Origin of the sequence: Aliiroseovarius salicola (assembly GCF_027891095.1) — a bacterium.
Lineage (GTDB): Bacteria > Pseudomonadota > Alphaproteobacteria > Rhodobacterales > Rhodobacteraceae > Aliiroseovarius > Aliiroseovarius salicola.
This window is the reverse complement of record NZ_JAQIIO010000007.1, coordinates 15,920-42,089: the sequence shown is the minus strand read 5'-3', so window position 1 is coordinate 42,089 and position 26,170 is coordinate 15,920. Positions and strand designations below refer to the sequence as shown.

The 26,170-nt window shown below is 50.0% G+C and carries 24 protein-coding genes and 1 tRNA gene; 7 read left to right on the top strand and 18 right to left on the bottom strand.

All coding sequences use genetic code 11. The features are described 5' to 3' along the window. Positions 1-74 precede the first annotated feature (74 nt). Genes O2N63_RS13130 through dapF form a run of 3 tightly spaced genes read right to left on the bottom strand, consistent with a single transcriptional unit; the run spans position 75 to position 2,842 of the window. The gene (locus O2N63_RS13130) at positions 75-692 is read right to left on the bottom strand and encodes an FMN-binding negative transcriptional regulator (RefSeq protein ID WP_271054735.1); all 618 of its coding nucleotides are present in this window, start codon (positions 690-692) and stop codon (positions 75-77) included. A gap of 52 nt (positions 693-744) precedes the next feature. Continuing rightward, positions 745-2,007, bottom strand: coding sequence for a tRNA (N(6)-L-threonylcarbamoyladenosine(37)-C(2))-methylthiotransferase MtaB (gene mtaB / locus O2N63_RS13125; protein WP_271054734.1), 1,263 nt, complete (start codon positions 2,005-2,007; stop codon positions 745-747). A gap of 1 nt (position 2,008) precedes the next feature. Next, the gene (dapF, locus tag O2N63_RS13120; protein WP_271054732.1) at positions 2,009-2,842 is read right to left on the bottom strand and encodes a diaminopimelate epimerase; all 834 of its coding nucleotides are present in this window, start codon (positions 2,840-2,842) and stop codon (positions 2,009-2,011) included. Between the two features lie 109 nt (positions 2,843-2,951). On the opposite strand from dapF, the gene O2N63_RS13115 reads away from it, so the two are divergent. The 4 genes from O2N63_RS13115 (at position 2,952) to O2N63_RS13100 (ending at position 7,050) form a co-directional block, all read left to right on the top strand. Then, a tRNA-Lys gene (locus O2N63_RS13115) sits at positions 2,952-3,027 on the top strand. 408 nt (positions 3,028-3,435) lie between these two features. Beyond that, on the top strand, positions 3,436-4,599 hold the full coding sequence (locus O2N63_RS13110; protein WP_271054731.1) for an ABC-three component system protein: 1,164 nt from the start codon (positions 3,436-3,438) through the stop codon (positions 4,597-4,599). Between the two features lie 13 nt (positions 4,600-4,612). Then, on the top strand, positions 4,613-5,122 hold the full coding sequence (locus tag O2N63_RS13105) for a three component ABC system middle component (RefSeq protein WP_271054730.1): 510 nt from the start codon (positions 4,613-4,615) through the stop codon (positions 5,120-5,122). Further along, complete coding sequence (locus tag O2N63_RS13100) at positions 5,119-7,050, top strand: DUF3732 domain-containing protein (RefSeq protein ID WP_271054729.1); 1,932 nt, start codon at positions 5,119-5,121, stop codon at positions 7,048-7,050. Before O2N63_RS13105 ends, O2N63_RS13100 begins: the two co-directional genes overlap by 4 nt. Before the next feature lie 92 nt (positions 7,051-7,142). On the opposite strand, the gene O2N63_RS13095 is transcribed toward O2N63_RS13100, so the two are convergent. From O2N63_RS13095 to O2N63_RS13065, 7 genes are all read right to left on the bottom strand, one after another. Beyond that, a complete protein-coding gene (locus O2N63_RS13095) occupies positions 7,143-8,093 on the bottom strand; it encodes a hypothetical protein (RefSeq protein ID WP_271054728.1) in 951 nt (316 codons plus the stop codon). A 204-nt stretch (positions 8,094-8,297) separates the two neighbouring features. Continuing rightward, entirely contained in the window at positions 8,298-9,071 is a 774-nt protein-coding gene (locus O2N63_RS13090; RefSeq protein ID WP_271054727.1) for a hypothetical protein, read from the bottom strand. Between the two features lie 114 nt (positions 9,072-9,185). Then, entirely contained in the window at positions 9,186-9,473 is a 288-nt protein-coding gene (locus tag O2N63_RS13085; protein ID WP_271054726.1) for a hypothetical protein, read from the bottom strand. Between the two features lie 67 nt (positions 9,474-9,540). Then, positions 9,541-10,704: a hypothetical protein gene (locus tag O2N63_RS13080; RefSeq protein WP_271054725.1), complete on the bottom strand. Its 1,164-nt coding sequence runs from the start codon at positions 10,702-10,704 to the stop codon at positions 9,541-9,543. A gap of 138 nt (positions 10,705-10,842) precedes the next feature. Further along, the gene (locus O2N63_RS13075; protein ID WP_271054724.1) at positions 10,843-11,043 is read right to left on the bottom strand and encodes a MerR family transcriptional regulator; all 201 of its coding nucleotides are present in this window, start codon (positions 11,041-11,043) and stop codon (positions 10,843-10,845) included. A gap of 255 nt (positions 11,044-11,298) precedes the next feature. Continuing rightward, on the bottom strand, positions 11,299-12,537 hold the full coding sequence (locus O2N63_RS13070) for a tyrosine-type recombinase/integrase (RefSeq protein ID WP_271054723.1): 1,239 nt from the start codon (positions 12,535-12,537) through the stop codon (positions 11,299-11,301). 576 nt (positions 12,538-13,113) lie between these two features. Then, the gene (locus O2N63_RS13065; protein WP_271054722.1) at positions 13,114-14,433 is read right to left on the bottom strand and encodes a site-specific DNA-methyltransferase; all 1,320 of its coding nucleotides are present in this window, start codon (positions 14,431-14,433) and stop codon (positions 13,114-13,116) included. Positions 14,434-14,564: 131 nt separating this feature from the next. On the opposite strand from O2N63_RS13065, the gene O2N63_RS13060 reads away from it, so the two are divergent. Both O2N63_RS13060 and O2N63_RS13055 read left to right on the top strand, forming a co-directional pair. Continuing rightward, the gene (locus tag O2N63_RS13060) at positions 14,565-15,431 is read left to right on the top strand and encodes a DNA adenine methylase (protein ID WP_271054721.1); all 867 of its coding nucleotides are present in this window, start codon (positions 14,565-14,567) and stop codon (positions 15,429-15,431) included. 2 nt (positions 15,432-15,433) lie between these two features. After that, positions 15,434-16,630 carry an HNH endonuclease gene (locus O2N63_RS13055; protein WP_271054720.1) on the top strand — a complete coding sequence of 399 codons (1,197 nt, stop codon included), beginning with the start codon at positions 15,434-15,436 and terminating at the stop codon, positions 16,628-16,630. Between the two features lie 184 nt (positions 16,631-16,814). Here O2N63_RS13055 and O2N63_RS13050 read toward each other — a convergent pair whose 3' ends face one another. The 4 genes from O2N63_RS13050 to O2N63_RS13035 form a co-directional block, all read right to left on the bottom strand. Further along, entirely contained in the window at positions 16,815-18,089 is a 1,275-nt protein-coding gene (locus O2N63_RS13050) for a hypothetical protein (protein WP_271054719.1), read from the bottom strand. A 108-nt stretch (positions 18,090-18,197) separates the two neighbouring features. Then, the gene (locus O2N63_RS13045; protein ID WP_271054718.1) at positions 18,198-18,860 is read right to left on the bottom strand and encodes a recombinase family protein; all 663 of its coding nucleotides are present in this window, start codon (positions 18,858-18,860) and stop codon (positions 18,198-18,200) included. A gap of 431 nt (positions 18,861-19,291) precedes the next feature. Further along, complete coding sequence (locus O2N63_RS13040) at positions 19,292-19,618, bottom strand: helix-turn-helix domain-containing protein (protein ID WP_271054717.1); 327 nt, start codon at positions 19,616-19,618, stop codon at positions 19,292-19,294. A 72-nt stretch (positions 19,619-19,690) separates the two neighbouring features. Continuing rightward, a complete protein-coding gene (locus O2N63_RS13035; RefSeq protein WP_271054716.1) occupies positions 19,691-20,878 on the bottom strand; it encodes a tyrosine-type recombinase/integrase in 1,188 nt (395 codons plus the stop codon). A 465-nt stretch (positions 20,879-21,343) separates the two neighbouring features. Here O2N63_RS13035 and O2N63_RS13030 point away from each other — a divergent pair, with 465 nt between their 5' ends. Further along, positions 21,344-21,544 carry a helix-turn-helix transcriptional regulator gene (locus O2N63_RS13030; RefSeq protein ID WP_271054715.1) on the top strand — a complete coding sequence of 67 codons (201 nt, stop codon included), beginning with the start codon at positions 21,344-21,346 and terminating at the stop codon, positions 21,542-21,544. 31 nt (positions 21,545-21,575) lie between these two features. On the opposite strand, the gene O2N63_RS13025 is transcribed toward O2N63_RS13030, so the two are convergent. The 4 genes from O2N63_RS13025 to O2N63_RS13010 all read right to left on the bottom strand — a co-directional run bounded on the left by O2N63_RS13025 (position 21,576) and on the right by O2N63_RS13010 (position 26,088). Then, positions 21,576-22,469 carry a replication-relaxation family protein gene (locus O2N63_RS13025; RefSeq protein ID WP_271054714.1) on the bottom strand — a complete coding sequence of 298 codons (894 nt, stop codon included), beginning with the start codon at positions 22,467-22,469 and terminating at the stop codon, positions 21,576-21,578. Positions 22,470-22,515: 46 nt separating this feature from the next. Then, positions 22,516-24,591: a type IV secretory system conjugative DNA transfer family protein gene (locus tag O2N63_RS13020; protein WP_271054713.1), complete on the bottom strand. Its 2,076-nt coding sequence runs from the start codon at positions 24,589-24,591 to the stop codon at positions 22,516-22,518. After that, positions 24,591-24,950 carry a hypothetical protein gene (locus O2N63_RS13015; protein WP_271054712.1) on the bottom strand — a complete coding sequence of 120 codons (360 nt, stop codon included), beginning with the start codon at positions 24,948-24,950 and terminating at the stop codon, positions 24,591-24,593. Before O2N63_RS13015 ends, O2N63_RS13020 begins: the two co-directional genes overlap by 1 nt. A gap of 481 nt (positions 24,951-25,431) precedes the next feature. Further along, on the bottom strand, positions 25,432-26,088 hold the full coding sequence (locus tag O2N63_RS13010; RefSeq protein ID WP_271054711.1) for a hypothetical protein: 657 nt from the start codon (positions 26,086-26,088) through the stop codon (positions 25,432-25,434). Positions 26,089-26,170: the final 82 nt, after the last annotated feature.

Below are 26,170 nucleotides of genomic sequence, written 5' to 3'. Positions count from 1 at the left end.
ATCCCAAACCACTGGCTGGGTTCTGATAGGGTCACAATGGTCTAAATGTAGGAACGCAGAGCCAAAAAGTCCACTCAACCCGGCGGATTGCGCATCAGATCGCCCAGACTGGACAACTCCTGCCCGAATCCTTCGGTCATGTGGGATGCAGCGTTTAAGCGCACGCCGTCGGACTTGTTCTGACCGAGCTTCCATGTACTTTCGATCCGTTCGATTATCAGCCGTGCCGGGCGGATCATGCGCAACATCCGAGCAAGGGCCCCCTCGTCCATCTTGTCTGGGCTCCAGGGGGCTTTCTCCCCAAGTCTCCCTTCATATTCAATGCTTTGGCGAGACAGAAGATCGCGAAGGTCATCATCAGGAAGGGCTTCGACATGGCCTCGCAGGTGCACCGAAACATAGTTCCAGGTCGGTACCTGGTCTTCTGCTTCATACCAATCAGGAGACACATATCCGTCTGGTCCAACCACAGCCAAAGTGGCCGGAACGGGCTGGGTCAGAACACCGGATACTGCATTTGAGCGAACCAAATGAAATTCGGCATATTTCCGGTTTTCACTGATGAGAAATGGCACATGAACCATGATTGGCCCCACGGACCCGTTCACCCCAAGAACCCCAAAGGCGCGACGACGGGCAAACTCCAGACTGATGGTATCATCAACCTTTCGAAATGAAGGATTGGGGTGCATGGCAACCTCTTAGCAAGAATCATGTTTCGGAATAACAACCGAAGACAGAAAATCAGACCAAGAGCTGCCCGTCTAGGTAGTTTATCGGGGTTGCTCGCACGATGTCGCCTTCGACCTGAGGCACAGCAAACTTCACTTCGGCAAACTGCTCGGTACGTCCCATATGGGGATTTTCCATAAGGATATTATGAGCTTGCCCCACCTGCGACGCGAGATATTGTTGCACCGCCGTATCCCCTGCCACCCGCAGACGCGCCGCGCGATCCTTGATCACATTTCCGTTGACCTGATTGGGAATCTTCGCCGCTGGCGTGCCTTCACGCTTGGAATAGGGAAAAACATGCAGCCAGGTCAGATCGCAATCGCTGACCAGTTTCAGAGAGTTTTCGAACTGCGCGTCCGTTTCGGTTGGAAAGCCCGCAATGATATCGGCGCCAAAGGTCATGTCAGGACGCAACCGGCGCGCCTCTTCGGTAAAGCGGATCGCGTCATCACGCAGGTGACGCCGCTTCATCCGTTTCAGGATCAGGTCATCGCCATGCTGCAGAGACAGGTGCAGATGAGGCATCAAACGCGGTTCGGTCGCAATCGCCTGCATCAGGTTTTCATCTGCCTCGATCGAGTCGATCGAAGAAATCCGCAAGCGCGGCAGATCTGGAACCAGCTTCAGGATCCGCATCACCAGATCACCAAGACGTGGCTTCGCGGGCAGGTCATCGCCCCAACTCGTCAGGTCCACCCCGGTCAAAACAACCTCGTTAAACCCCTTATCCACGAGGCGTTTGATCTGATCGACGACCACGCCTGCTGGCACCGAGCGCGAGTTGCCACGGCCATAGGGGATAATGCAGAACGTACAGCGGTGGTCACAGCCGTTCTGCACCTGAACATAAGCGCGCGAACGGGTACCGAATCCATCAATCAGGTGGCTCGCGGTTTCCGTGACCGACATGATGTCGTTGACCTGCACCCGCTCGGTGTCGCCAATCAGGTCAGGAGCAAGCCCCGCCCAGGTTTCAGGCGACATCTTTTCGCCGTTCCCAATGACCGCATCCACTTCGCCCATTGCAGCAAAGGTTTCCGGTTCGGTCTGGGCCGCACAGCCGGTCACGATCAGTTTGGCGTCGGGGTTATCGCGGCGCAGCTTGCGGATTTCTTGCCGCGCTTTCCGCACTGCCTCAGCAGTCACGGCGCAGGTGTTGATCACAACTGCCCCTTCCACGCCAGCATCCGCCGCCAGCCGTTTCATGGCTTCGGTTTCATAGGCATTCAGGCGACAGCCCATAGTCGCAAAGACGGGCGGTTTTGCGGTCATGTCAAAGACCCTTCAAAAAGGCGGGCGTCAGCTGGCCTTCGAATACAAACGCAGTGGGCCCTGTCATCCAAACGCCATCGTCGCGGATATCAAGCGTGAGCCATCCACCATCAAGCTCCATACGCACACGCGGACCGGTCAGCCCCCGCTGATGGGCGGCGACAGCCGTGGCACAAGCCCCGGATCCGCAAGCCAGCGTGATACCTGTCCCACGTTCCCAAACCCTCATGCGGATCTCGTCATGTGAACGGATCGAGGCGAATTCCACATTGGTGTGCTCAGGGAACAGAGGGTGCTTTTCATATTCGGGACCAATCCCAGCCACATCTACCTTGTCAGCGTCCTCGACAAAAAACACACAGTGCGGGTTCCCCATGCCAACAGCCGCCGGGTCGCCATCTATCGGCAAATGCGCAGTATCAACCTCTTGCGCCAATGGCACTTCGTTCCATGCGGTTTGCGGCTGCCCCATATTGATCGACACAAGATCTCCATCAGCACGCGCCTCAAGCACACCACGGCTGGTGCGGATGGTCAGGGTCGCTTTCCCGGTCTGATCCATCATGTACCGCGCCACGCAGCGGGTGGCGTTACCGCACGCCCCGGCCCGCGAGCCGTCAGCGTTCCAGAAATCCAGATCGATGTCCGCCACATCTGAGCTGCGAATCTCAGCCAACTGATCAAAGCCGACCCCGCGATTGCGATCTCCCAATGCAGCCGCCAAACCTTTTGAAACCACGGGTTTTCGACCCCGTGAATCAATCATCACGAAGTCATTTCCCGCCCCATGCCACTTCATAAAACGCAGGTTTTCTTGTGCCGAAACATGTTCCATAACGCGCGATATAGTCCTTTCCCCGGAGTTTTGCCAGAGATCACGAGATTTCTGCGTTTTTTGGGTTGACCCCCCCCGCACACAACACTAGAACCCGCCCTCACAGAGTGGGCCGTTAGCTCAGTTGGTAGAGCAACTGACTTTTAATCAGTGGGTCGAAGGTTCGAATCCTTCACGGCTCACCACTTTTACCAAATAAAACAATGCGCTAGCTGCGCATCGGACTATGTGAAGACGTAAGCTCACAACCGTGTCCGTGTGGTGTCCGCTCAGAACATGTAGTTTTCTGATTCCAATCCAGGCTGCTGAAAATAAGCTCTGCGAGAACACGGTTACTCGATCACAACCTCTTGCCCAACATGATTTGGAAATGAACAGCGGGTTGTAGTTCTTCGCTACATTTGCGCAGTATCTAGAATCTTTAAAGCAAAGCGAGCATCCTCAAGCCTCATTCGAGGCTAATCCTTGTTAGCCGATTGCTATTAAGCATTAAGCGCCCGGATCTACAAACAGCTCTGAAAGCCTGAATTAAAAATCAACTTTGACTTGTGCAGCTATATTGATAATCTCCCCGACAGCACAAGGTATTTACAATGACGCAAGACGCCAAATTTAGCGCGAGCGCACCTCTCGCCGGTTATATTTTCCAGTGTCGCCTAGCGTTATTGCGGGGGCTGCAAGAAGCGGAAAAGAATCCGAACGGTCGCATTTCTATCGAGAAGTTTGATGACGTTGCATTTGAGAACGACGACTACAGCAAGTGCCTAATGCAGGCGAAACATCATGTATCACCGAAATCCTTGGACGATAAAAGTGTGGATGTCTGGAAAACTATCAGAATCTGGCTTTCACAACTTCAGCAAGGCATGCTTTCTATAGGCTCAACAACCTTTGCCTTGTTAACGACCTCCGAAGCAAAGGTGGGGTCAGCGATGGCCCTACTCCGACCAGGCAACACTCAAACTGAGTTAGAAACAGCATTAACAAAGCTCAAAGATGCTGCAAATAACTCAACGAATAAGGACACTGCAAAAGCTAGGGCTGAGTTTCTCTCGGTGCCGGATGAAGAACTACTCGCAATGTTGAATCAAGTTGAGGTTTATGATCAGCACGCTGACTTGATAAATGTAATGACGGAAATCGAAGGAAAGCTGGTTTTCGTCGCACCCTCACATCAGACGCAAGCCGCATCCTATTTGGAGGGGTGGTGGCTAGGCATAGTGGGAAAACGACTAGTTGAAAACGGATGCGCCGACATCCCAGTCCAACATATCATCGTGAAGGCAAATGAAATTGGACGGCATTTTGGGCCTGATGCTCTACCAGTGGACGATCCAACTGACCTTGGAGCTAAAAGCTACTCGATAGACGACGAAGAGCAAGTATTCGTACAACAAATGCGAGCAGTAGGCCTATTCGATTCCATTGTAAAACGAGGAGCAGAAGACTATTATCGCGCATTTGCACAGCGCTCAAAGTGGGCGCGAGAAAATTTGATCCTAGATGACGAACTGACCCGATTTGACGCTAAACTCAAGGACCGTTGGGAAAGAAAGTTTGATGCTGAACTTGCCGAGTTAAATGACAAAGATGAAGAAGCTAAAATGGCTCTAGGGCGGAGGGTTTGCGTTTGGACCTCTCAACAAGATATTCCCCTGAGGAATATCATTGAATCATGGATTACCTCGGGCTCATTTCAAGGATTGTCTGACAGGGTTGAGATCGGCTGGCATCCAGATTTTAAGGCGAAGTTTTAAGGTGGATCCAACAATGGTAGCACTAGACAGCTGGAAAAACCGCAGGCCGGAAGAAGCGAACCTTTTTAATCCAGCGTTTTTAGGTTCGCTCACTTTTGAAATTGCAAAAGAAGCCGAGAAGAGCACGCAGGAAGGTATCTCATTAAACTATATTCCATTGATTCTAGCGCTGTCACTCCATCGTCCTTCCAGACATCGACTACCCTCCACAACGGTAACTTCAATGTACGAGTGGGTGCAGATCAATGAGGAGGTACTTATAGGACTCATCGAGAGGATTCACGGATTAATGCCGTACGTTCAGGAAACACTTAGATTTTCACTCCATCAAAACACGCTTCAGATTGGAAGCGGCCACTACATAAAAACTGGCAAAATGAAATCACACTTTCCGGGACCGTTTCTGCGCGGGACAACCGACGAAGTTAGAGAAATTGTCAAGAAAACTCGCTTCCTCTGTCGGTGGTTGCTTAAGTCAGGAAATGAAGCATCAGTTCTTTCATGCTGGGGGGTGCGACCATGAGCTTTTCATTAAAAGCAATAGTTCTGTATTCCCATATCGGGCGGATGAGAGTTTTGCCATTCAAAGACGGCCTGAATATCGTCACCGGCAAATCTAAAACTGGTAAGTCGGCAATAATCGACATCGTGGATTATTGCCTAGGCAGAGGCACCTACAATGTTGCCGAGGGAGAGATCAGGCGCAAAGTTTCATGGTTTGGCCTACATCTAAGCAATCGGGGTGATGAAGTTTTCATAGCAAGAGATAATCCCGGCCCGGGCACATCTACCGGTTCGAAAGTGTTCTTTCGTCGCGGAACATTTGCAAATTACCCCGAAATCGACGAGATCTTAAAAAACACCACTGAGAATAGCTTACAGCAATTCACAACTCAATTTGCAGGTATCTCAGAAAATCAACATCGCCCAGAATCCGGGACGCGCCTGCCACTCAGCGCTAGCATCAAGCACGCCCTATGGCTTTGCTTTCAGCCGCAAGGTTTAGTCGCTAGCAAAGATCAACTCTTTCACCGGATGAACGAGCCATACTTGCCCCAAGCTTTCAAGGATACTTTGCCCTACTTTCTTGGTGCCGTGGAGGAAGAACACTTTAAATACATGTCAGAGCTAGACGAGCTCACAAAACGTTTGCGGTTGCTGGAAGCTCAAGCCGCCAAAAGAATTCAGGTTGTAGAATTAAGCCGCAATAGAATATCTCGAATGGTAAACGAGGGAAAACGTTTGGGTTTTATCCCTCAGGAATACCAGGCAATCGACGACACGGTATTTAACACTCTGAAGCAAGTTTCAGAAACTTCAGTAGACGAACCTAGCTTGGTTCAAGATTTTGGCAAGACAATCCAGAATCTCCGAGCAGATCAGGTCTCGATTCAGAAAAGACTTGGAGAATTAAATCAGGATGTCGTTTCTGCACGGAATTTTTTGTCATCCCAAACTGATTTTTCGCGTGAGGTGTCTGAAAGCAGCGCGCGCCTCAAGACCATTGGTTTCTACAAGCCCGAAGCAGAAGGGAGCAGTACCTGTCCCCTATGTGATTCTGAAGTGCCCGCTGCAACACCTGCTATTCGGGAAATTCGTGAGTCGCTTGAACGCGTCGACGGAATGTTGAGTGCAGTCTATCGAGAAAGCCCACATATTCAGGCTCATATTGGAGAACTCGGGATGAGGATCTCCAAACTGACTCAGGAACTCAAAACAGTCCAGCGTGAACTTGTTGCAGCCATCGCGGAAGACGAGAGTGCGCGCCTAGCCCAAAACCAGCTTGTTGCCCGTGCTCGGTACCTCGGCAAACTCAACGACTTTCTTGAAAGCTCACAACCAGACAAAGAAACAGACGCCTCCAACACTGAAATCAAAAACCTTCAGCAGCAAATATCCGCAGTTAAGGCGCACCTGAATTCCGATGAAACACATTCTAAGATGGACACCTTCCTGAGCCTGATCAGCCAAAAAATGACGGAATACTCTGGTCAGCTAAATCTTGAACACAGTGGAAGTTCGCTGCGGCTCGACACTAAAAAATTGACTGTTGTGGCCGATACAGAAGACGGACCGATACCCCTGAACAGAATGGGAAGCGGGGAGAATTGGGTTGGCTATCACGTATTAGCCCACCTTGCTTTGCACTGGTGGTTCCGAAAACGCGGAAGGCCTGTGCCCGCGTTTCTAATTCTAGATCAACCAACCCAGGCCTACTATCCCTCTGATCGAACAGAAGGCGGGTTGGATCAAATCGAAGACGACGAAGATAGGCAAGCCGTATTGGCGTTGTTCAAACTGATGCATCAGGGTTGCCAAGAGATTGAAGCGCCGTTCCAACTGATTGTTCTTGACCATGCACATTTAGCTGATGACTGGTTCGAGGCGTCCATCATCGAAGAATGGCGTGGAGAAAACGCGCTTGTGCCCAGAGACTGGCCTTCGGCCTAGGAACAGTAGTTTTCGCTTGGTCAAGAGTTAGACTTGACCAAGCATGGCAACAATGGAACACCAGTTCTAACTGTTTCGTGTCTCTACATTATTTAGAGTATTGATTCATTTGTTCTGTCTTTTAGCTTTATGATTTTATCATCAACATGATTGACTATTCGGTTCGCTGTCGCGAGAGCTTCTTGTAGAAAATTTTTATCGAACAACGTGAGTTTTTCGTCACTCTTTGTCACACCGTTACGGTGAACACAGTCGTGTCGGAGCGCGGCGTATCTTCGTAAAGCTTCAAGGTCATCATCTTTTGGTGCCAAAGCAAAACCAAAAGCGATTGAATACCAAAGAGCAACGCCTTCTGGCATTGATTTTCCGTTTTTATCAGTTTTTCCGCTTCCGAACTGATGATACAGGCGCGATTTCAAATTGTGTTCAATGAGTTTCCTTACATGATCTGGATCACTGAGCACATCAGATGCTTTGATTTCAGTTTGCTTTATTGATCCGTCTTTTGCTGCAAATTGCGCCAAGCGCATCGGGTGTTCTCGCAGCCCCGTAATCAACGTGTCGCAGAAATAGGCTTCAAGGAACGTCAAAATCTGCGCAAAAATCATTCGGTTCAACAAACTTGATCCATCGCCTTTTGCCTGCGTATCAATCAGCAAAAGGAGTTCGTCGTGATTGGACTTGAAGATCGAAAATGGATCGTCAGGAACTTCGGATTCATCGTACCAGTCTTCCGGTGGACGATCATAACCGGGCGGATCACAGCTAATATGTGTCTCGGGGTATTTAATCAATTCAATGTCGCAGTGTGCCGGACCTGCCCAAGCGTCTCCTTCAAAGACGCTCCCACACCCATCGCATTGAATTTCCACCTGTCCCCCGGTGACCATATCACGGCTTTTCTCTGCAGTGTAATCCGGCTCAGGCACCTCTACTTCTTGATGAACGTCAGTGCCGCATTCTGGACAGGTAAAGAAGGTTTTTGAGACCCAGTGTTGGTCTATTCCCAAATCGTCGAAATAATACTCTTTTGCACTGCCCAATAGTCCGCTCCAATACTGCTACAAAACCAACAAGCTCCTGAAAAACTATAACTATTATCGAGTTTTTAAAAGATCCCTTCGACATTTTTAGGCTGCATCACTAAGTGATGTGTTTTACCTCCATTTGAAGAAAAACGTCCGTCTGCGATAGCAGCCCTCCGCATCTGATCATAGCCACATGAGCGTAGGGTCTGAAAGGTGCAGCTAGTGTAAACACCCCAAATACATTTGACCAAACCGATCCTTCGCGGCTAACGCAATCTTTTCATCGGCACTATCATCTATAAAAAGGCCCCAAGGGTAGACATCAACGTTCGCGAGCTCAAAATCGTCATTGGGTTTCGGCTTATTTCGACTAAGGAATGCATAGCGTATGCTCGCCCACATCTCGAAACCCAACCCAACTTCCGTGCCGTGATAGACATCGTCGTTTGGTTCATTAATGACGATCTTTTTCGAGATAGTTCCGAGAGCGTCCAGAAGCATCGTTCCACAAGTATGGGCAACGATATCAGCCAATTGAATCCCCAATACATATCGGGAGTTCTGTTCGAAATGGAAGTTGCATGTTTCTAGCGTAACTTTGTTCTTTATTAGTGCCTCAGCGGCTCGAACTGACGAAAACAAACCTTCATCAAAAAATACTTCATGATGACAAGCGGTTAGTTTGGGGTGCGTTAAAGCTTGCTCAAGCAGCTTCAACCCCGCTGGTCCTATATTTTTGTCACCTTCTACTACGCACACACCAATTTTACACTCCCTTGCGATAAAAGATTTGAGAGCGACACGCAAATCCTGCAAATTGCTGTCTCCCTTCATTTTCGCTGACGACTTAAATTCGAACGAAAGCGGATCATACCCATAGCGACGAAATATCGAGCTCACATTTTCAGAGGGATCCGTGTCACAAATTACGAACGCGGCAAGCGAAAATCCAAATCTGTGATGTTTGCTATCATCTAAAAATAAGAAAGCCATTCTGATAATCTCTCTGAGCCCAATTGCTTACTGGAACCGCAATATCATGTTTCGTTGATGTGCGTGCCTCCCATCTCAGTGGCGTTCACATTTGCCTTTTGCTAAGATGTTTGCTCACTTTTCGATATGAAGCCGACGCTTTTCACCATTTGCTTCAATTATCCAGTGCAGCGCCGTGGGCGGGTTGCCACAAACTCTTTGGCAATATCTTAGGCAATTTGCGAGTTCTTCTTTCTCAAACATCCGATTCTGAGCAGAGTGAAAATTTGCCAATCTCTTGAATGGAACAAATTCGAACAAGTAGCCCTCTTCATTTGGGGTGATTGTTGCTGTGCCTCGACCCGTTTCCCGAATATATACATCACCCATTTTCAGGTGTTTTCCATAAAGTGTTTTCGTCATTTTAAGTCTGCCAGATTTACTGAGAAAAGTTCCCTCAAAACTAAAAGATCGCGATTCAGTCGGTGACCTATGTATACTTCGCTCTCAGAAGCGCATATTTTGCCGCTGCGGCTTCGATCCGTTTCGATATTGGCTTTTTGTGACATTTTGAGAGCCTTTTAGCATTTTCTGTAGTCTGGCTGAGAAAGCTATCGAATGAAGTGCCCTCGATGCCCTCCAGCGCTGCGAGGGAAACGCCCAAACCGAGGTACTGAGATAATAGCAGTTGTCGCTGTTGATCCATAAGGATGGTCTTCAATTTGTCACAAGACAAATCGGATTTCATTTCAGCCAAATCATCTTGGATCTGCTCAGTGGCCAGTTTCCAGATTGGAGCATCTTGCCATCGAGAGCGATTTGTATCGGCTGTAGGATTGACATACCGAATTGCCTTGGACATTTGCAAAAACACATCTCCTACCTTTTGGTCGAAGTCGTCCCATGTGCGAATCTTCCAGTTGTCTTTCAGGTGGCGTTTGTGAGCGCGGAACTCTACGCGCCAAACCCTACTTTTCTCAGGGGTGTTACGCTCCAATGGTTCCAGACCGAGTTTCTGGCGGCTTGCATTCCAAATGTCCCACCAAACACATTTGTCTGGTTTTGATAGAACTTCCTCGCGCTTGTCATAGAGGATTACTTGTTGCCCAGGATTTGAGCCCACCGTTACCGAAGTGGTGCGCCCAGAATGGCCAACCTCTTGTATGACTTCGATCTCATCATGGGATTTTAGCTTTGATCGCGCATGCGCAATGAAACAGTGGCGATCCAACACAAAAGCGGGTGCCAAGATGTCGATAGCGTAGTCAACTCTGCTGATTGCCATCTTGTGGGACGACACTTCAATGTCGAGTTTTTTCAGCGTTTCTGGAATATAGTGCCGTGCCCAACCCAAGCCATGTTTTGCTAGCGGGAGCGATTTGAGAGAGACCCTTATTCCCCATGGGTCCTTTGGGTTTGGGCGCTTGAAAAACCAAATTGCACCAAGGGGGCCGGTATCACATCGATAAGCGTAGCCACCACGTGCCCCACTATCTGCAACTTGCAGCCAAACCCCGTTTTGTTTGAGTAGTGTGTCTGTTTTGGTTTCTGATGCATTGGTCTTTGCTTCAAGAAGCTCTCTGTCCAGCCCACTTGGGATTTGCCCCTCAAAGGCAATATCCAGGCCGTCAAAACCTTTATGTAAAATTTCCATAGGCTTTCTCACTGAATGTATTTGTAGAGGGGGGTGCTACAAGTACCCCCCTTTTTCTGCCCTGACCGCGCCCACTGCGCGTCGCTCGCGCGTCTTGAAGACCGCGCGTCGCCCACTGGGCGCTCTTTAAATTGGGGATCATCCACGAACAGGCTGCTTTTCCAGTTTTTTAAGCCATTCGATTATCGAGCTATGAAAGTAACCAATTTTCGCACCATGCTTTATGCGAGGTGGGCCACTACCTTCTGCATGGCGGCGATCCAGCGTCCTAACACTTACTCCAAGAAAGTCCGCAGCGGCTTGCTTAGATAAAAAAGTTTGCAATTTAGTCGAGTTCATTTGAGACACCTTAGAGACTACGAGCTAACGACCTAACAATTAGCCAGAAGCTCTGTTTCAGAACGATGCCCTAACGGGATCATTTCGTCCTTTTGTCGTCATCTCGCCCGCGTGTGACCTATCTGTGTGCTTGGTCTGGTTTAGTCTGATACATCTGGTGCGCGGAGTTCTATGTGTCTATGCACTTCTTCTGTTTTCCCATCAGAGGCGCCGTAGAATATTGAATAACCTATGGTTGATTTGTCAAGCCAATACTTAACGTTTGAGGCGGCTGTCGCTCATTGTCTTTGGCTGGCGTGATTGGACACGTTCAGCCACAATTTCTGCGGCATTAGCCAAAGAATCATCAAATAGATGTGCATACCTAGCCGTTGTCTGCGTTTGGGAATGTCCAAGCATTGCACCGATTGTTGGAAGTGTTTGCCCATTCGAGGCCAAAAGGCTTGCGAAAGTATGCCGCAAATCATGCAACCGAACATCAACTAAATCTGCATTCCGACATAATGTCTGCCACGTTTTTTTCACGTCTCTGAGGGGCTGACCAGTTTTTCCGGCAAATACATAGTCTGACGTAGTAGCACGCCGACGAGCCTCTAAAAGAGCTGTAACTACCGAAGAAACAGGCACCCTGTGCAATTTACGCTGCTTTGTAGTCGAGGCAGGCTTCGTCCAAACTGTCAAATCTGCGTTGAACTGATCCCATTGCGCTTGAAACGCTTCACCCCTTCGACATCCGGTAAACAAGAGGAAACGAATAAGTTCAGCAGATGTATCGTCCATTCGACCCTCAATCACAGCAAGTAGTCTGCTAATTTCATCATGGGTCAAATAGCGTTCACGTTTTACTTCTGGATTGAACCGGACGCCAACTGCAGGATTGGTTTGCATCCAGTCCCAACGATTTGCGAGATTGAACGACTTCCGCATCAGGGCAACCATCCGGTTGGCCTGCACTGGTGCAGTTTTTGAAACGGCCCGATGTAGGGCATCGCAATCTGTAAACGTCAGGTCTACGAGCTTTTTTCGAGCTAAGACGGGAAGGATCTTAGTGGTCCACATCGACAAATCATCAACTTGGGATCGTTCCGACTTGGTTGGCAGATGCTCCCGAACATATCGCTCAAATAGATCATGCACAGTTGGGGCTTTCAGCGCAGCATCCCGTATTTCCAGCGGATCGTTCCCACAGTCTACTTCCCGGCGCAACTCCTCAGCCTTTTTCCTGGCACCAAGTACTGTCCATTCTGGATATCCACCAATGGTCAGCCGCCGCTCTCGTCCTTTCACCCGGTAGTTCAGGATAAACGCCTTTTTGCCAGTGGCGGTCACTCGCAGACCAAAGCCTTTCAACGCATCATCATATTGAACTTTGCTACCCTTTTCTGGTGCTAAGAGACCCTTCACGACTTTGTCAGTAAGGCGGATTACATTCCTTTGTGTCCGCTTGGTGTCCGTATAATTTTGGCAATCCGTTGACATCTGATGTCCCGTCATGTCTGCAATTGTCTAATTTTAATATTAATTTACAATATGTTATATAAAATTCGCCAAGAAAATCAATCTGCTACAAAAACAAAAATACAGACTTTTAATCAGTGGGTCGAAGGTTCGAATCCTTCACGGCTCACCACTAAAATCAAAGCCTTAGGCGGAAACGCCTGAGGCTTTCTTGTTTTCTGGGGCGCGAATAGGGCGCTGTTTGATGGCAATTTACGGCTAGTTATTGGGGTAAATGACAGCAACCGATACCTGGCCATCTCAGTAGGAGTGCTCAGAAACCACTCACTTACCTATTGAGGATTCTTGGCAGAGGTTTCGGGGAAAATAGGCATGTCGCTTGCTTGGCGCTAGCGCAGACGCAGCGCGCTGCTGTAGGCTTTGTACTGCAATCGCCGACATACAGAATGTACATTAATGTGAGGTGTACTGTGAGTGAGTAAAATGCAGCTCGCAAACCAGCACTCAGCGCTGCGTGGGCAATTCACGTTACGAAACCGATGCTGCCTAACCGTAGAGGCCTGTTTCACCCCAACAGTGATCACAACAGTCTCGCTAAACTGCGTATGCTAGTTAGCCAACGGCTGCACCTGTTTGACGATCTTCGAAAACCGAAAGCCGTTCTTCGACAAGGGAGAGCCGCTTTTTCGAAACCGCTCGACCAAGCCGAGGCGCAATGCTAACAACTGCGAAATCACCGCCGCCCTTCCAGTTTGCAGCACCTGTGATTCCACCAAGGTCTGTTCCTTCAACTACCGCCTGCAAGCGAGGTAGTGTGAATTCAATTACGGTTTCGATATTGCGTTCTACCGTTACCCACTTGCGCCTCATTTTGTGCGCAACAGCCGCTGTCGTTCCGCTGCCGCCGAACAAGTCCACAACTAGTTCACCCGGACGGGTGGAAATGTGAATGATCCGCTCCAAGAGTTCTTCAGGCTTGGGAGTATCGAACACCTCTTTGTCGGAAAACAACGATAATAAGTGCCGTTTGGCTTCGTCGTTCGTACCGGTTTCAGACGTCCCCCAAATCGTAAACGGAACCAATCCTCGAAGTTGGTGACTGAAGAGCTTCAATCGCGGAGACCCACCCCCGTTCTTTGGAAACCAAATGCGATCCTCTGCCAAAAGATCTTTGTAGGTCGACTCAGTCGCATACCACGAACGTCCTCGTGGTGGCTTTAGGACATTTCCAGATGGGGTTTCTATTGAGTACTGCTGTGCCGCACGGAAACCCGGCGCCGTGAAGGGAGCATCGGCCCAAGGGCCGCGTGGGTCGTTGTCTCTATTTTCAAGAAGCGCTGTATCTTTGTTGAGGAGATTCCGTGACGTCTTCCATTTTCTTGGACCACTTGGAGCATAAACAAGAATTGTGTCGTGGTTATTTGAGAAGGCTGACCTAGACTCTCGAGTTGTCCTCTTTTGCCAAATAACCGTGGAAACAAAGGCGCGCTCACCAAACACCTCATCCATTACCAGCCTTGCACGGTGAACTTCACTATCGTCCAAATGGACCCAAATGCTGGCATCATCAGACAAATGTGGTTTAAGCACTGCCAACCGATCACGTAACATGCTCAACCACATTGAGCGTTCCATTGTGTCCTCATAACACTTGACGTCAGCACTAGTGTTGAAGGGAGGATCAATGTAAACGAGACGAATTTTCTCAGAAAGAGCATCGGTTTCCGCTGCCAGTGCTTCAATTGCGTCTAGTCCATCTCCGATGGCCAAGATGTTGTTGCCTGAATCGGGCACGAAGTTCCCAAGTCCGCTCAACTTTAGGGGCTTAACCAGTTCTTGCCCCTCTACACCCACCCATTTGTACGATGCGCTGCCCGACGCAATCAGCATCTGGTTCTTATTTTCCCACGAAAGCGAAATCCCTGACATCATGCCTCTATTCTTAACGGTGGATTGTTGAGAAAGCGTGCTTGATGCACCTTGTGTGCACGCGCCACCTTGCCTACTACTTTTAATGCAAAATGCGCTAGAGAACCAGATTTATTACGAAGGAAAAGCCAACTTTGACCACTGCAGTTGCAACAGTACGGAAGCCTTTCATTCGGTGGGTGGGGGGGAAAACCAGACTTCTTTCGCGCATCCTCCCACACGTTCCAGAGCGGATTGAAAACTATTATGAACCGTTTCTTGGCGGCGGCGCGGTGTTCCTAGCATGCAAACCCCGAATAGCAGGGACTGCACATCTCGCTGATCTGAACCATCACCTTGTCGCTGCTTGGGTAGCTCTCCGTGATAGGCCAACCGAACTAAAGCCACTCCTGGATTGGTATCACGAACGAGACGGGAAAGAATTCTACTACGAAGTCAGGGCATCTCAACCAGTTACCGAGCTGGAGAAAGCTGCACGATTTCTCTATCTAAACGGGGTATCTTGGAACCACATGTGGCGCGAGAACTCCAAAACAGGTGCTATGAACGTTCCGTGGGGGGACAGGAAGTTTAAAAACTTCACCCATGAAGCACTTGAGGGCATTGCGCTCATTCTACGAGATGTCCAAATCAAGAATTGCGATTTTCGCGACTTAATATCCAACGCCAAATGTGGCGACTTCGTTTACCTTGATCCGCCCTATCTTCCTGTCTTCACGAAGCCCGATACCGAAAAAGAGCCTACGGCCAAGTTTAACAAATACACGGCAAAGACATTTGAGTTGAATGACCTCATAGAACTCGCAGAGGCCTGTAACGAATTGAGCCGAAAAGGTGTCAATTGGATCATGTCCAATCGAGATACAGAAGGCGTACGTGGGCTTTTCTCGGGCCATGAACTAGTCAGTTTTACTGCGCATAGAGCTTTAGCTGCTCAAAGCCGCCGGGAAGTTGAAGCGCACAGATCACCAGAAGCAATAGTTATCGGAAAGAAATTGTGAACATGCAGCAGGTCCAGTGGGTGCTCGTGGTTTTCTATGGGAAGACCGCCCACAGAGCAACGTACGGAAGATTGACCAATGAACCAAAGTACTCAAAAGATTACATCCAGCTTTCTCGAAAGCCGGAATTTTTTGAGAGCATTCAAACTGTCTTTCCTGCGCTGGCAAGGGGGGCGCATGCTCTTCCAATAGAATACAAATGGCCTGACGGAACTGCAGACGGTACAATTTTTTCAAGGTCCGCTGATCGACCCCACTTGGCGTGGGAAACCAACAGGGCTCCCGCACCTTGGAAGATGGCACCGTTTCCAACTCCTACGACAGCGGAAACAATTCCAGGGAACCCAAACTTTGAAACCTCGGCGCGAGCTGACAATGAGCACGACTTGCTAGGTTCAGCCGGTGTGGGGCAGCCTTACCTGATTGCGGTAAAGCTCGTTGGCGATGAAAACTCTCTCCACCTTCGCGTTCATATCGCCGAACCCTCAGACCAGTTCGAATGGGCTGACCTTAGAAAAGCTCCAAACTTGGTCCGTGAACTGGCAGCAACCACGTCAAAGAATTCGGCATTGGCGTGGCACCTTTTCAAAGGATCGGATGAACAACCGGCCATTTACTTTGACCCTTCCCAAAAGGCTAATCCGTGGAGGGCAGAAAACTCGATTGCTTCGGCAGGCAAGGCACCGGAAGCATCCGCCGCCGAGAAAACGCCTTCTATTGATAGAGATTCTTTGGCCGAAGGGTTGGAGGCGTCCGAAGAAGAGGTAGAAAAATTCGAGAATTCAATTGAAGCTGGAGACTATGAAGTTCCCGACAAGAAAGGCACATCCAATACGAGAGGAAGCGCTCAACAGGCTTTCTCAAAAAAGGTAAAAGACAACTACGGATGGAAATGTGCGTTGACGGGGATACGATCAAAGGAGTTTCTAATTGCTTCGCACATTGTACCTTGGAGCGTCGACAAAAAAATTCGCCTCGACCCTTCCAATGGGATTTGCCTTTCGGTCCTAGCAGACCGTGCCTTCGAGAACGGCTATGTGCGCATTCATGACGACTTAAAGGTACACGTTGATTTTGAGAAGATTGGAGCCGACAAAGCACTAAGAGAACTGCTTTTGCAGTTCGACGGTTCATATCTTGAAAAGCCAACCAAGCACGAACCCAAAGCTGAATACCTAAGACGGAGGCGAGAGCTTTAGTACAGTGTCTTTACTTACTGTACGGACAGAAAAGGTCGACGATGCCTGTAATGCTGCAATCGATTGCAGGGCAGCGATTCAACTCACCAAAGCTGCCAGATTTTTCCGCGCAGAGCCTTGCTAGGGGGGGGCAGCAGGTATGGGCAGCTAAAAGCCGGGAATAGCGCTGTGTGGCGCGTGAGAGCTAAACGTGCAACAAGTTGCGCACAGCATAGTTGTATGGCCTAGTGGCCACGTATACGTCACGAGAAACTTGACGTGTTTCAAGAACACCCTGACCTGCCAGTTTTCTGATCGCCGGTCTTAATCCATCACCTGCTACCATCGCAATTCTACCATGCAGGGCTAAAGCAGAAATGATGGTTTCGGCGTCAAGCGGGTTTTCAGCAGCGTCTACTATTTTACGACGCAGCTGATCTGGCGTGGGATCGTGATCTTGAGGTGAAGAAACCGCCCAGAGATTCTCAAAAACGGAGTTCAGTGTTTCGGATGCTTCTAGCTTTAATTGTGCAACAGCATGTGTAAGATCTACCAAACTGGCAAATGTCGATACTCGGTGACTTTCACTCCGGTATCCAGAAGGGAAAGTGACCTCAAACCGAATTCGGCGTGACGTCTTTGCATAGACTTTGACTTGTCGATTTCTTGAGAGGTAAATCGTGGCACACTGGCTCTGCTGTGAAACCTCCCTGTGCATCCGGTCAAGCTGTTTTCTGGTGACACGCATACGAACTGCAGCACGAGGTAAGAAGTGGGTCAAAGTGTCCACTAGGTTGATTGGCCTCGCGTGACTGAATTCCCAATAGAACTCAATGTCACCGAGTCTGAAATCATTCAGTTCATGACCCGCAGACGAATATCCTTCTAGTGCCAAAATGTTGCGGTCCAACATAGCTTGTGAGAGATTTTCTGCAAAACCCGAAACGTAGTCTGCCAGAAAAACCTCTACAGGGCGGCTTAGGGCGAACCCATAGCGACTGGCCTTACCAAGAATAACGTTGTCATCGAGAATGAGAGGACGCTCTTCGCAAAAATGTTCGTTGTTCGAAGCTATGGCGAGCGGCACCTGGCCATTTGAACGGGGGCGGTCCAGACGTGTACGGGTCCGAAGTTCAAATGCTTGAATGAAGCGACTTAAATTCCAGCTTCCCTCAAGTTGAATTTGTGCTTGTGCTATTGAGCCACTGTCAAAGGGGTTACCTCCTCGGATACGCGCGACAAGCTTCCCTGACAATAATGGGCGAAGGCCAAGTGTACCTCTTCCGCGACCGCTACCCCGAATATCCAATTCATGCTTCCACCGATCTGACCGAAATTCCCTGCTTTTGAACAACGGAACATGTTCACCAGTCGCTGTGGTGACTTCATGTCCAGATAAAAGCGAAAACCCCTCGGCCAGATCACTCCGGGTGCCGGTCACTCGCCAGTGTCCTAGCGTGAGTTGAAATCGGTCAATCATCGCTGATTCTGCCGAAACCCGAGTTTCAATTTCAAATGGGGGGACCAATCTCTCTCTTTGTCCCATGTGTTATGTCCTTAATTGGGGTTTATATTGAAGAAATGCGGATTACGCGCATCTGGTAGTGATTTTCCGGAATCTGTTATGTAGCCGGTACGCAGTGTTTGCGTGCCACGCGCCATCTCGAAAGGTCCGAACGCCGAGTCGGTTCAGTTCATTAGCGACTTCTCGAAAGCTTAATCCCGCGCGCTGGCGCAAGCCCTCGATCACCGGGCCGATTTCCTTGGCAAATTCGTCTGCTATTGAAGAATTCCGCTTTTCCGGTGCTCGCGCGTGCTCGCCCAGCTTCACACCACGAGCCCTTGCAGACGCAAGCGCTGCTTTGGTTCGTTCGCTAATTCGGCGGCCTTCCTCTTCCGCCATGGCAGCGTATACATGGAACATAAACTTGTCTGCATTCGGCATATCGGCGGCAATGAAGTTGACTTTGCTTTCAAGTAGACCGGAGATGAAGTGGACGCTCCTCGCTAATCGATCGAGTCTAGCTATCAGCAACGTTGCACCCGTTTTCCTGCAGGACTCCAAAGCACTGGTTAGCTCTCGACGGTTCATCCTCTTTCCGCTTTCAACCTCAATAAACTCTTCAACAATACGACCGCCGCTCCACTCGCAATGTTTCAAAGCCGCGAGGCGCTGGGCATCTAAGCCCAAGCCGCTCTCACCCTGACGAGCTGTAGAAACTCGATAATAGGAAATGAAATGTAATGGCATGTTGGCACTCCTGCACAAGCGACGTTGGTTGCTTGTGTACAACTGTTCTCCACCCCTTCCTTTTGTTAGGTCCGGTGGCAGTTTTTAGATGATTTGGGCACAAGTGTGTCTCGAGCACACGGATCCACATCTAATCACACGCAATTTCGGGCTTTTTTCGACTTCGGCGGTGGAAATCGGGTGTTTGTGGCCAATTGTGTGACGGTTAGGCGTGTTTTTTGATTACTGTCCAACCGCTTAGCTTCAAAGTCGTTATGCACCTAATGCTATAGGTTGTTCCGCATTGTGAGACGTAGAATAGCAATCCTGACCTGTAAATCTGTTATGTCGTTCCGAAATACTGCTCACCATTTTCACACATATAGAGATAGGGGGGCACGTTTGGTCAACGATCCGAAAAAATGGGTCCGGTTACTGTCCTTTCTGGATCACTAAGCTGTATCCGCCACCGAAACTCCGTTTTCAAGATACGCTTTTAAGTCAGCTACGCGGTAATAAACCGATCTTCCACGCTTGAGAAATATCGGTCCAATCCCTTCGTGGCGCATACTTTGAAGGCGGCTCACTGACCTACCCAAGCAATCAGCCGCGTGCGCAGTATTGCAGTATTCACCATCTGGGGAAATCCATGCCTTTCCAGTAATAGCCTTATTGTTCTTGCCGCCATAGGTTGCACTTTTCCGAAGTTTCCTCCGAATTTTGGCAGGTCGCTTGATATGGCTGCGATTAGAATTAGATGATGCGTTTCGCGTTCCCATGGTATGTCTCCTTGAATGATGGCTATCAAGGATAGGGAATAAAACTTGCATGTAAAGTATTGTTTTTTTGACCTAAATTCCACTTTTTTCGAACATGGAGATAACCCCGTTCAAATCCTCTCTGATAATACCTTCAATAGGGTGGCTATAGAGGTCTGTAGTTTTTGAATTCGTGTGCCCCAGTATTTCGGTTGCAGAAGATTTTCTTCCATGAGTTGATAGATATGTAGCGACTGTATGCCGAATATCATGCACGCGGGCGTCTCTTAGCCGTGCATGGTTGCAAATCTTTTCCCAAGGGCGCTTCAGACGCTCCAAAGGTTTGTCTTCTGACCTACCCGGGAAAACCCACTCTGAATTGGATGTGCTTGCAATCGATTGCAGCAGTCGAATTGCGGCATCTCCAAGATACAGTTTTCGCTCTCCGGTTTTACTTTGACGCAGGAGTGCTTCTTCTCGCTCAAAACTAATATCTTCCCATCTCAGATTTAGCGCCTCCTTTGTTCGGCACCCTGTTCTGAACATGAACTTTATGGCGTCAAACGCCGATTGGCTGCGAGGATACTCTTCCCGCAACTCAGATATAGCTCGCGCTATTCGTCGCTGCTCATCAGTATCAAAGAAACGTTGGCGTCTCTTTTCTTTAAATAGGCGAATTCGAACAGCAGGATTTTTCCCATACGGCAGAAGCCCCCAGTCTCCTGCTTTGTTAAACATGGCCTTCATTACAGCCAATGTGCGATTTGCTCGAGTTGGTGTTGATCGCATACCTAAATGAATTTTCTCGACATCGACACGCTGCACTTCATCAAGTTTCATGTTTCCGATGGCCGGTATGACATGATTGTACAACATAGACGCGTAGTCACGTGCTGTACTCGGTGAAGCATGTGCCGCAACTTGTTCCTGCAAATACCTTTGAGCAAAGTTTTTCACGGTTACGACTTTGCTCAAGTCTGATTTCTTGGTCGCTGGATCCTCACCATTTGCAATATCCAACCAAGCTTCGCGAGCAAGTTTTCGCGCTTGCGGAACCGATACACGTGGAAATGGTCCAAAGGTTAACTTGCGGCCTCCCTTCCCGGGCATTCTGTATCGAAGGATGAAGACTTTCTTACCCGCAGGTGTAACTTTCACAACTAACCCCGGGGTTTTGGTGTCTCGCACGTAGTAGTCACGTTCATCTGGCTCCAAGCTTTCAAGCGCGGTTGCACTGAAAGAAAAGAGTGTTTGGCGGCTTTGTTTTTTGTGCTTCGGCAAGCGCCGACGGATTGGTTTAGGGCACATATAGGGCACACTTTAGCAAAATGAGATGGCAGCATCTAGAAGCTTACCACCGATCACTCCACCCTTAAAGTATTGATATTTTATGGATATTCTGTAGATTTTCAGCAAATAGATAGAAGTGGTAGTAAGGCAGATTAGGACTTTTAATCAGTGGGTCGAAGGTTCGAATCCTTCACGGCTCACCACTTAAATCAAAGCCTTAGGCGGAAACGCCTGAGGCTTTCTTCGTTTCTAGTCTCTTTTTAGTCACATAGATCGCGTGGTTCTCGGGTGCACTCCCATGTTCAGCGATGGTGCCGCAACAGTTTGGCGAATTTGGTTTTCTCATCAGGCTCTATAATTCAACTCGCGTTTTGCGTGCAGCCTGCTAGTCTCAACCCGCCTTGGTATTGTCGTAACCTAGGGCATCGCGATGCTCTTCAATTTGGAGAGATCGTGATGAGGATTTTATCGAAACGCCAGTTGAAGGAGCTGGTTCTGTACTCGCCGCAACATGTCGCACGTCTGGAAAAGGCAGGCCTATTCCCTAAGCGGGTACAGCTGGGCCCAAACAGAGTGGGATGGGTGGAAAGCGAAGTGCTGGAGTGGCTTGAACAACGCTTGGCCAATCGGGAAAGCCCGACCGGCACTCCTGTTTAGGAGCCTGGGTGATCGGAGGTGCACACTTCGGTCACCCTTTTGATATCTGGACAGGTGTATGCTTGGCACGACGCCATTTCCCTTCAAAGAGATGTGACCAAAGTTCTGGCGCGCGCCAGCTGTCCTGGAACCCTTCTACAGACTGCGTCATAATATTTGCTGCCGCAGAACCCGCATGATTAGCCACCATCTCCAGAAAGCGCTCTTCATTGGCCTTGCTGGAGAAAACCCAGAGCACCAGCAGGTTGGCTTTGAGCCCATATTGGGATCGATAAAGCTGGCGCTCAATCAAGGTGTGATAAAGCTGGATAGATGAGGCATAGCTCTTACGCGCAGCATTGCTGGTCTTTGGTTCAGACCCACGATCCACCTCCAACGCAAAGACGCGGAAGCTGCTTCCATAGTTCAGTGCAAAAAACTGGTCTGGGATGAGCTTCCGCTTTCCAATGGGAATGGCCAGAGAGGCGGCCTGGGGCGCCAAGATCTTGTGACCTGGGATATACTCAATACCGCTGTGCCTGGCAGCGACATCAATTGATGCCGTTGCACAGGCGGTCATAAAGTCATGTACCCAATGGCCATGAGGGCGGATGGTCGGTTCAGACAGGTTGAGATCGGCAAGCGCGTCCCGCCCCTTTTGTGTCAGATCGTATATGTAGGCGTTGAAGTCTGCATGGGCGGTGTTGCGCTGCTGGGCTGGCAACATCAGATAGCCGCCCGCCCTTAGTTTCTGCATCTGACGCAGAGCCGTATCCCTGCAGCGATGGGTGTCTTTGCTGCTTTCATAGAGATAGCTGCTGCTTTGCGGCCCGTGGCGTTCGATATGCTTAAGCCAGCGCAGGTCACGTGATGTCAGGCGAACACCTGTCCGGGTTGCAATATGCGCAAATGTCGCCCTGCCGAGGCTGTCCGTCTCACGCTTCACTGATTTATGATGCTGCCGATGTTCCATAGGCAGAGATTACGAGGCGTCACAGCTCCGGTGAAGGATCTGCCGGATCATCAGGGTCGTTTTCTGATGGGGGCTCCGGCGGCTCATCATCTGAGGTGTCACCATGCTCTGCCTTGGTCTTCCATGGCTCCGCATAGGTCTCGCGGCTGTGTTGCCGGATTGCGTCAATCTCGTCTTTTGTGGCCTTGGGAAGACCCTCCAGCACAAAAAACGGAAAGCTGATGGGAACAGCCCGTTCCGTAAGTCCACGCACATAGGTGGCAAAGGTGCCTTTGGGCTGGCGCTGGATCACATCGGCATCTGAGGACATTTGCCCCGCCAGTGACCGTGCATCTCGCGCGGAAACACCACCCGCCAATTTGATGGAGGTATTGGCCTCAAACGCCTCCTGTAGCCCATTAGAGAGCTGCCCGAGGTATTGATGGGCCATGATCATGCCAACTCGGTATTTGCGGGCCTGGCTCAGAATAAGGCCGATGTTCTGATCAAAGTAATCCTGCGCCTCATCCACATAGATCATCGCAGGCAGGCGATCATGATCCTTGAGCGTGGCCCGTTCCTGTGCCGCCTGCGCGATCAAGGCAATGAAGAAGCGGCCGAAGATTTCTGTGCCTTGCTCTTTCAAGAGCGACTTTGAGGTGTTGATCAGAATGAGCTTGCTGGCATTCAACTCGGTGAACATGTCGAACTTCGACTGCGGGTTGGAGAACATCCGTTCAAAGGTTTGGTTCTCCAACACACCATAAAGGCGCCGCAGGACCTGCGTCTTGGTGTTGGTGAACTCCTTGCCGTTAAACTCGGTCTCAAAGAAACGCCGTGGCGTGCCTTCAAGCTTGGCAATGTGTTCTTGGTACTTTTCGGTGCCACCCTCTTCCATCAGGTCACGCAAGGTGTGGATTGTGGCATCCGGGATATGGAACATGAGACGGGTGACATATCTGAAGAGTGTGCTCTGCTTGGAGGTCATGCCTGCCGACAGCAGAGAGCCCAGCACAAAATCATAAAGCTCAATAATGGAGTTGGTCAGGCGCTCACGTTCCAGATCACCATAGGCATTCAACCGATCCTGGCCCACGGAGAACAGGTTCAGGCTGACCGGATGGCTGATGTCTTCAGGATCAATCAGGACAATCTGCTCTGGTGGCAGCAGCTTTGCCTTCAGGATAGTCCGGATAAGATCCCCCTGGCTGTCGATCACCACCACCGATTTGTCGCGTCTGGCAACCTCTTTCAGATCCTGGGCAATGAAGTATTGCAGCGTCTGGGTTTTGCCATGCCCGGAGCCTGCCACGATATGCATATGCTCAAAGCGGCGCTGCTCCGGGATCTCAAACGGTGTTCGCAACCGGAACAGCTCTTTCAGATGTGTGCCCGCCAGATAGGTGTCCACCACATCATCTCCCTTATAGTCAGCCGGGAAGATGGGTTGGGTGCGATGCGTGCGGCTGAGATTGGCATCCAGTCGCTCCCGCAGCGCCTTGAAGTGGTTGTAGTCACTATCCGCAAAGAAGGGCGCAATGACGCTCTGCACCGCCTGCCCCAAGGGATGCACAAATTGGGTGACCTCAACCAGCACGTCGCCTTGAAGAGGTGGGACCGCATTGGCAATGGTCGACAAGCTCAGCGAGATCGCATCCAGCGCTGTCATCACCATGACCCGGTCACTGCGCGCCTGCCCAGTGCGCGCCAGGCGATCGCGGTAACGAGCCCCTTCAATGGAATTACAAAGTGCAGGTGGCGGCGGAATGTCCGGGCTCAGACCCTCGCACTCAAAAAGCGCTCGCCCAACTTCAAGAAGCTGAACACGTAAAGCCAGCGGTAGGTCAGGTGGCCAGTGCTGAGACAGAGCTGCATCAACTTCCTGATCAGAGAGCTCAACCTTGCCCGCCACAGCATGATGGTAGAGCGCTTCCGTCTCCGTGCGTGCCAAGCGTTCTAACCGCGCAGGGCTTTCCTTGTAGAGCCGGTAGCCAATATAGCCGGGGATGCCGACCAAAAGCACCGGCGTCACGATCACCGCCAGCGTGAGAATGCCCGCCACAATGACAAAACCCAGGAACAGCTGCGTGGTGCCATCTCCACCGCCACGCGCCATCAGAGCTCAACCAGAGTTTGTGTGCCCGTCTCCGCATTGTCATCAAGCCAAAGCTTCATCTGGTTCATGACAGAAAGAATGTCCTCTTCATAGATTTTGGCTTTGGAGGGGGTGTCGCAAAGGAACCGATCTGTCTGGCCATTGAGGATATGTTCCACACGAAGTTCAAATTTCTCATCGCGCGCATCATTCTTAGCATTGGCAGGTCGGCGATCCACCAGTTTGGTTTTTGACAATCCGCGTTGTTGAATGATCTGCCGCTCTTCATGTGTGAAGGCCGCGGTGAGATGCACTTCGTAAAATGTCTTTTTGAAGAGCAGACCTTTTCGAATGGTGTGATGAGAGATTTTTACCCGCAACGCTCAGCTTCCTTTCCAAAGCGAGACACACAGACATCAAATAGAGAATGAGTTTCCAGAGGCTCAGTCAATTGCGTCAAAACTAATGAGGATGACTTAAATCTGGTCTCTCCCCCACCGAGCGGGGAGGTCAGTTGAGATCGAATTCCCTCTCCCCCGTCCACTCCAGCAGATGTCTCTATGTCATCTAGTGAGGGTCTGTCCTTCGTCTGATCGAAGGGATCAGCCACGACCGATCCCACGCGTGTCTTAACCTGCGCGTGGGATCGGGTTCTGGTCTCGATTGGAGCCAGAAAGTGGCTGAAGTCACGATGTTCAAAGACGGGAGAATGTTCAGCCATGTTCATCTACGTTCCCTGCTGAATACACATAGGCGATACCCATAGAGGTTGGGGGTGCCCTATGGGGATCATGCGCGGTCATTTGCTTTTGCAGATTCAGGTGATGAAGCAGGTTTGCTGGCAAATTTTTGGATGTAATTTTATGCCTGTTGCTGGGTTCCAAATGGAATGCCGTTCACATTGTATTTGCCATTTTCGACAACAATGTCCCGGCCTTCAAAGGTGATGATGCGGGAAGGATCAGGCTTTGGGAGATCTTTCGGAACAGAAGCCTCAACTTGGACCTTGTCTTGATTTAGGTCGGCGAAGGAAAGCACAGGCTCAGACGGTGCCTCAATTTGAGCAGGCGGGCGTTCTTTTTGCAGGAGAGACCCTTCAGGTTGCTCCGCTTTCCCATTGGGTTTTCCAGGCTCTTTGGTCGTGTCCGAGGGTACGGCCTGCTGCGCATGTGAAGGTGAGGTATCGGGATCATCCTGCACCAAATCTGCAAATCCCTGCGGTGTTGACGCCCCCTGTTTGAGGGCTTGTCGAGAGACGTCCAACTGATCGCGGGAGATCTTCAGCATCTGCTGGGTGTATTCCGCGCTGTCCACACCAGCACGACCAAATTGCATGACCGCCAATGCTATCAGACCAATGAAGCTGACAAATGCACCAAATGCTATGAGTACGAAAGTTGCCAGCACATCGACACCACCATATGAGCTAGAATTTCCGTATCCAATAAAACCGACAAGAACGAGCAATATGCCGAGCCCAATTACAATTTTGGAAACAACCTCTAAAAAACTGAACAAACCGCGTGCGGTATCATATGATCTCATCTCAAATCCACTTTCTACTTAATGTAGATAGGTTGCATTTTAGAAGCGTGCACTG

Coding starts and splice junctions, on each gene's coding strand:
- O2N63_RS13130 (WP_271054735.1), bottom strand. CDS start 692: ATGCACCCCAATCCTTCATTTCGAAAGGTTGATGATACCATCAGTCTG.
- mtaB (WP_271054734.1), bottom strand. CDS start 2,007: ATGACCGCAAAACCGCCCGTCTTTGCGACTATGGGCTGTCGCCTGAAT.
- dapF (WP_271054732.1), bottom strand. CDS start 2,842: ATGGAACATGTTTCGGCACAAGAAAACCTGCGTTTTATGAAGTGGCAT.
- O2N63_RS13110 (WP_271054731.1), top strand. CDS start 3,436: ATGACGCAAGACGCCAAATTTAGCGCGAGCGCACCTCTCGCCGGTTAT.
- O2N63_RS13105 (WP_271054730.1), top strand. CDS start 4,613: ATGGTAGCACTAGACAGCTGGAAAAACCGCAGGCCGGAAGAAGCGAAC.
- O2N63_RS13100 (WP_271054729.1), top strand. CDS start 5,119: ATGAGCTTTTCATTAAAAGCAATAGTTCTGTATTCCCATATCGGGCGG.
- O2N63_RS13090 (WP_271054727.1), bottom strand. CDS start 9,071: ATGGCTTTCTTATTTTTAGATGATAGCAAACATCACAGATTTGGATTT.
- O2N63_RS13085 (WP_271054726.1), bottom strand. CDS start 9,473: ATGACGAAAACACTTTATGGAAAACACCTGAAAATGGGTGATGTATAT.
- O2N63_RS13080 (WP_271054725.1), bottom strand. CDS start 10,704: ATGGAAATTTTACATAAAGGTTTTGACGGCCTGGATATTGCCTTTGAG.
- O2N63_RS13075 (WP_271054724.1), bottom strand. CDS start 11,043: ATGAACTCGACTAAATTGCAAACTTTTTTATCTAAGCAAGCCGCTGCG.
- O2N63_RS13070 (WP_271054723.1), bottom strand. CDS start 12,537: ATGACGGGACATCAGATGTCAACGGATTGCCAAAATTATACGGACACC.
- O2N63_RS13065 (WP_271054722.1), bottom strand. CDS start 14,433: ATGATGTCAGGGATTTCGCTTTCGTGGGAAAATAAGAACCAGATGCTG.
- O2N63_RS13055 (WP_271054720.1), top strand. CDS start 15,434: ATGCAGCAGGTCCAGTGGGTGCTCGTGGTTTTCTATGGGAAGACCGCC.
- O2N63_RS13050 (WP_271054719.1), bottom strand. CDS start 18,089: ATGATTGACCGATTTCAACTCACGCTAGGACACTGGCGAGTGACCGGC.
- O2N63_RS13045 (WP_271054718.1), bottom strand. CDS start 18,860: ATGCCATTACATTTCATTTCCTATTATCGAGTTTCTACAGCTCGTCAG.
- O2N63_RS13040 (WP_271054717.1), bottom strand. CDS start 19,618: ATGGGAACGCGAAACGCATCATCTAATTCTAATCGCAGCCATATCAAG.
- O2N63_RS13030 (WP_271054715.1), top strand. CDS start 21,344: ATGAGGATTTTATCGAAACGCCAGTTGAAGGAGCTGGTTCTGTACTCG.
- O2N63_RS13020 (WP_271054713.1), bottom strand. CDS start 24,591: ATGGCGCGTGGCGGTGGAGATGGCACCACGCAGCTGTTCCTGGGTTTT.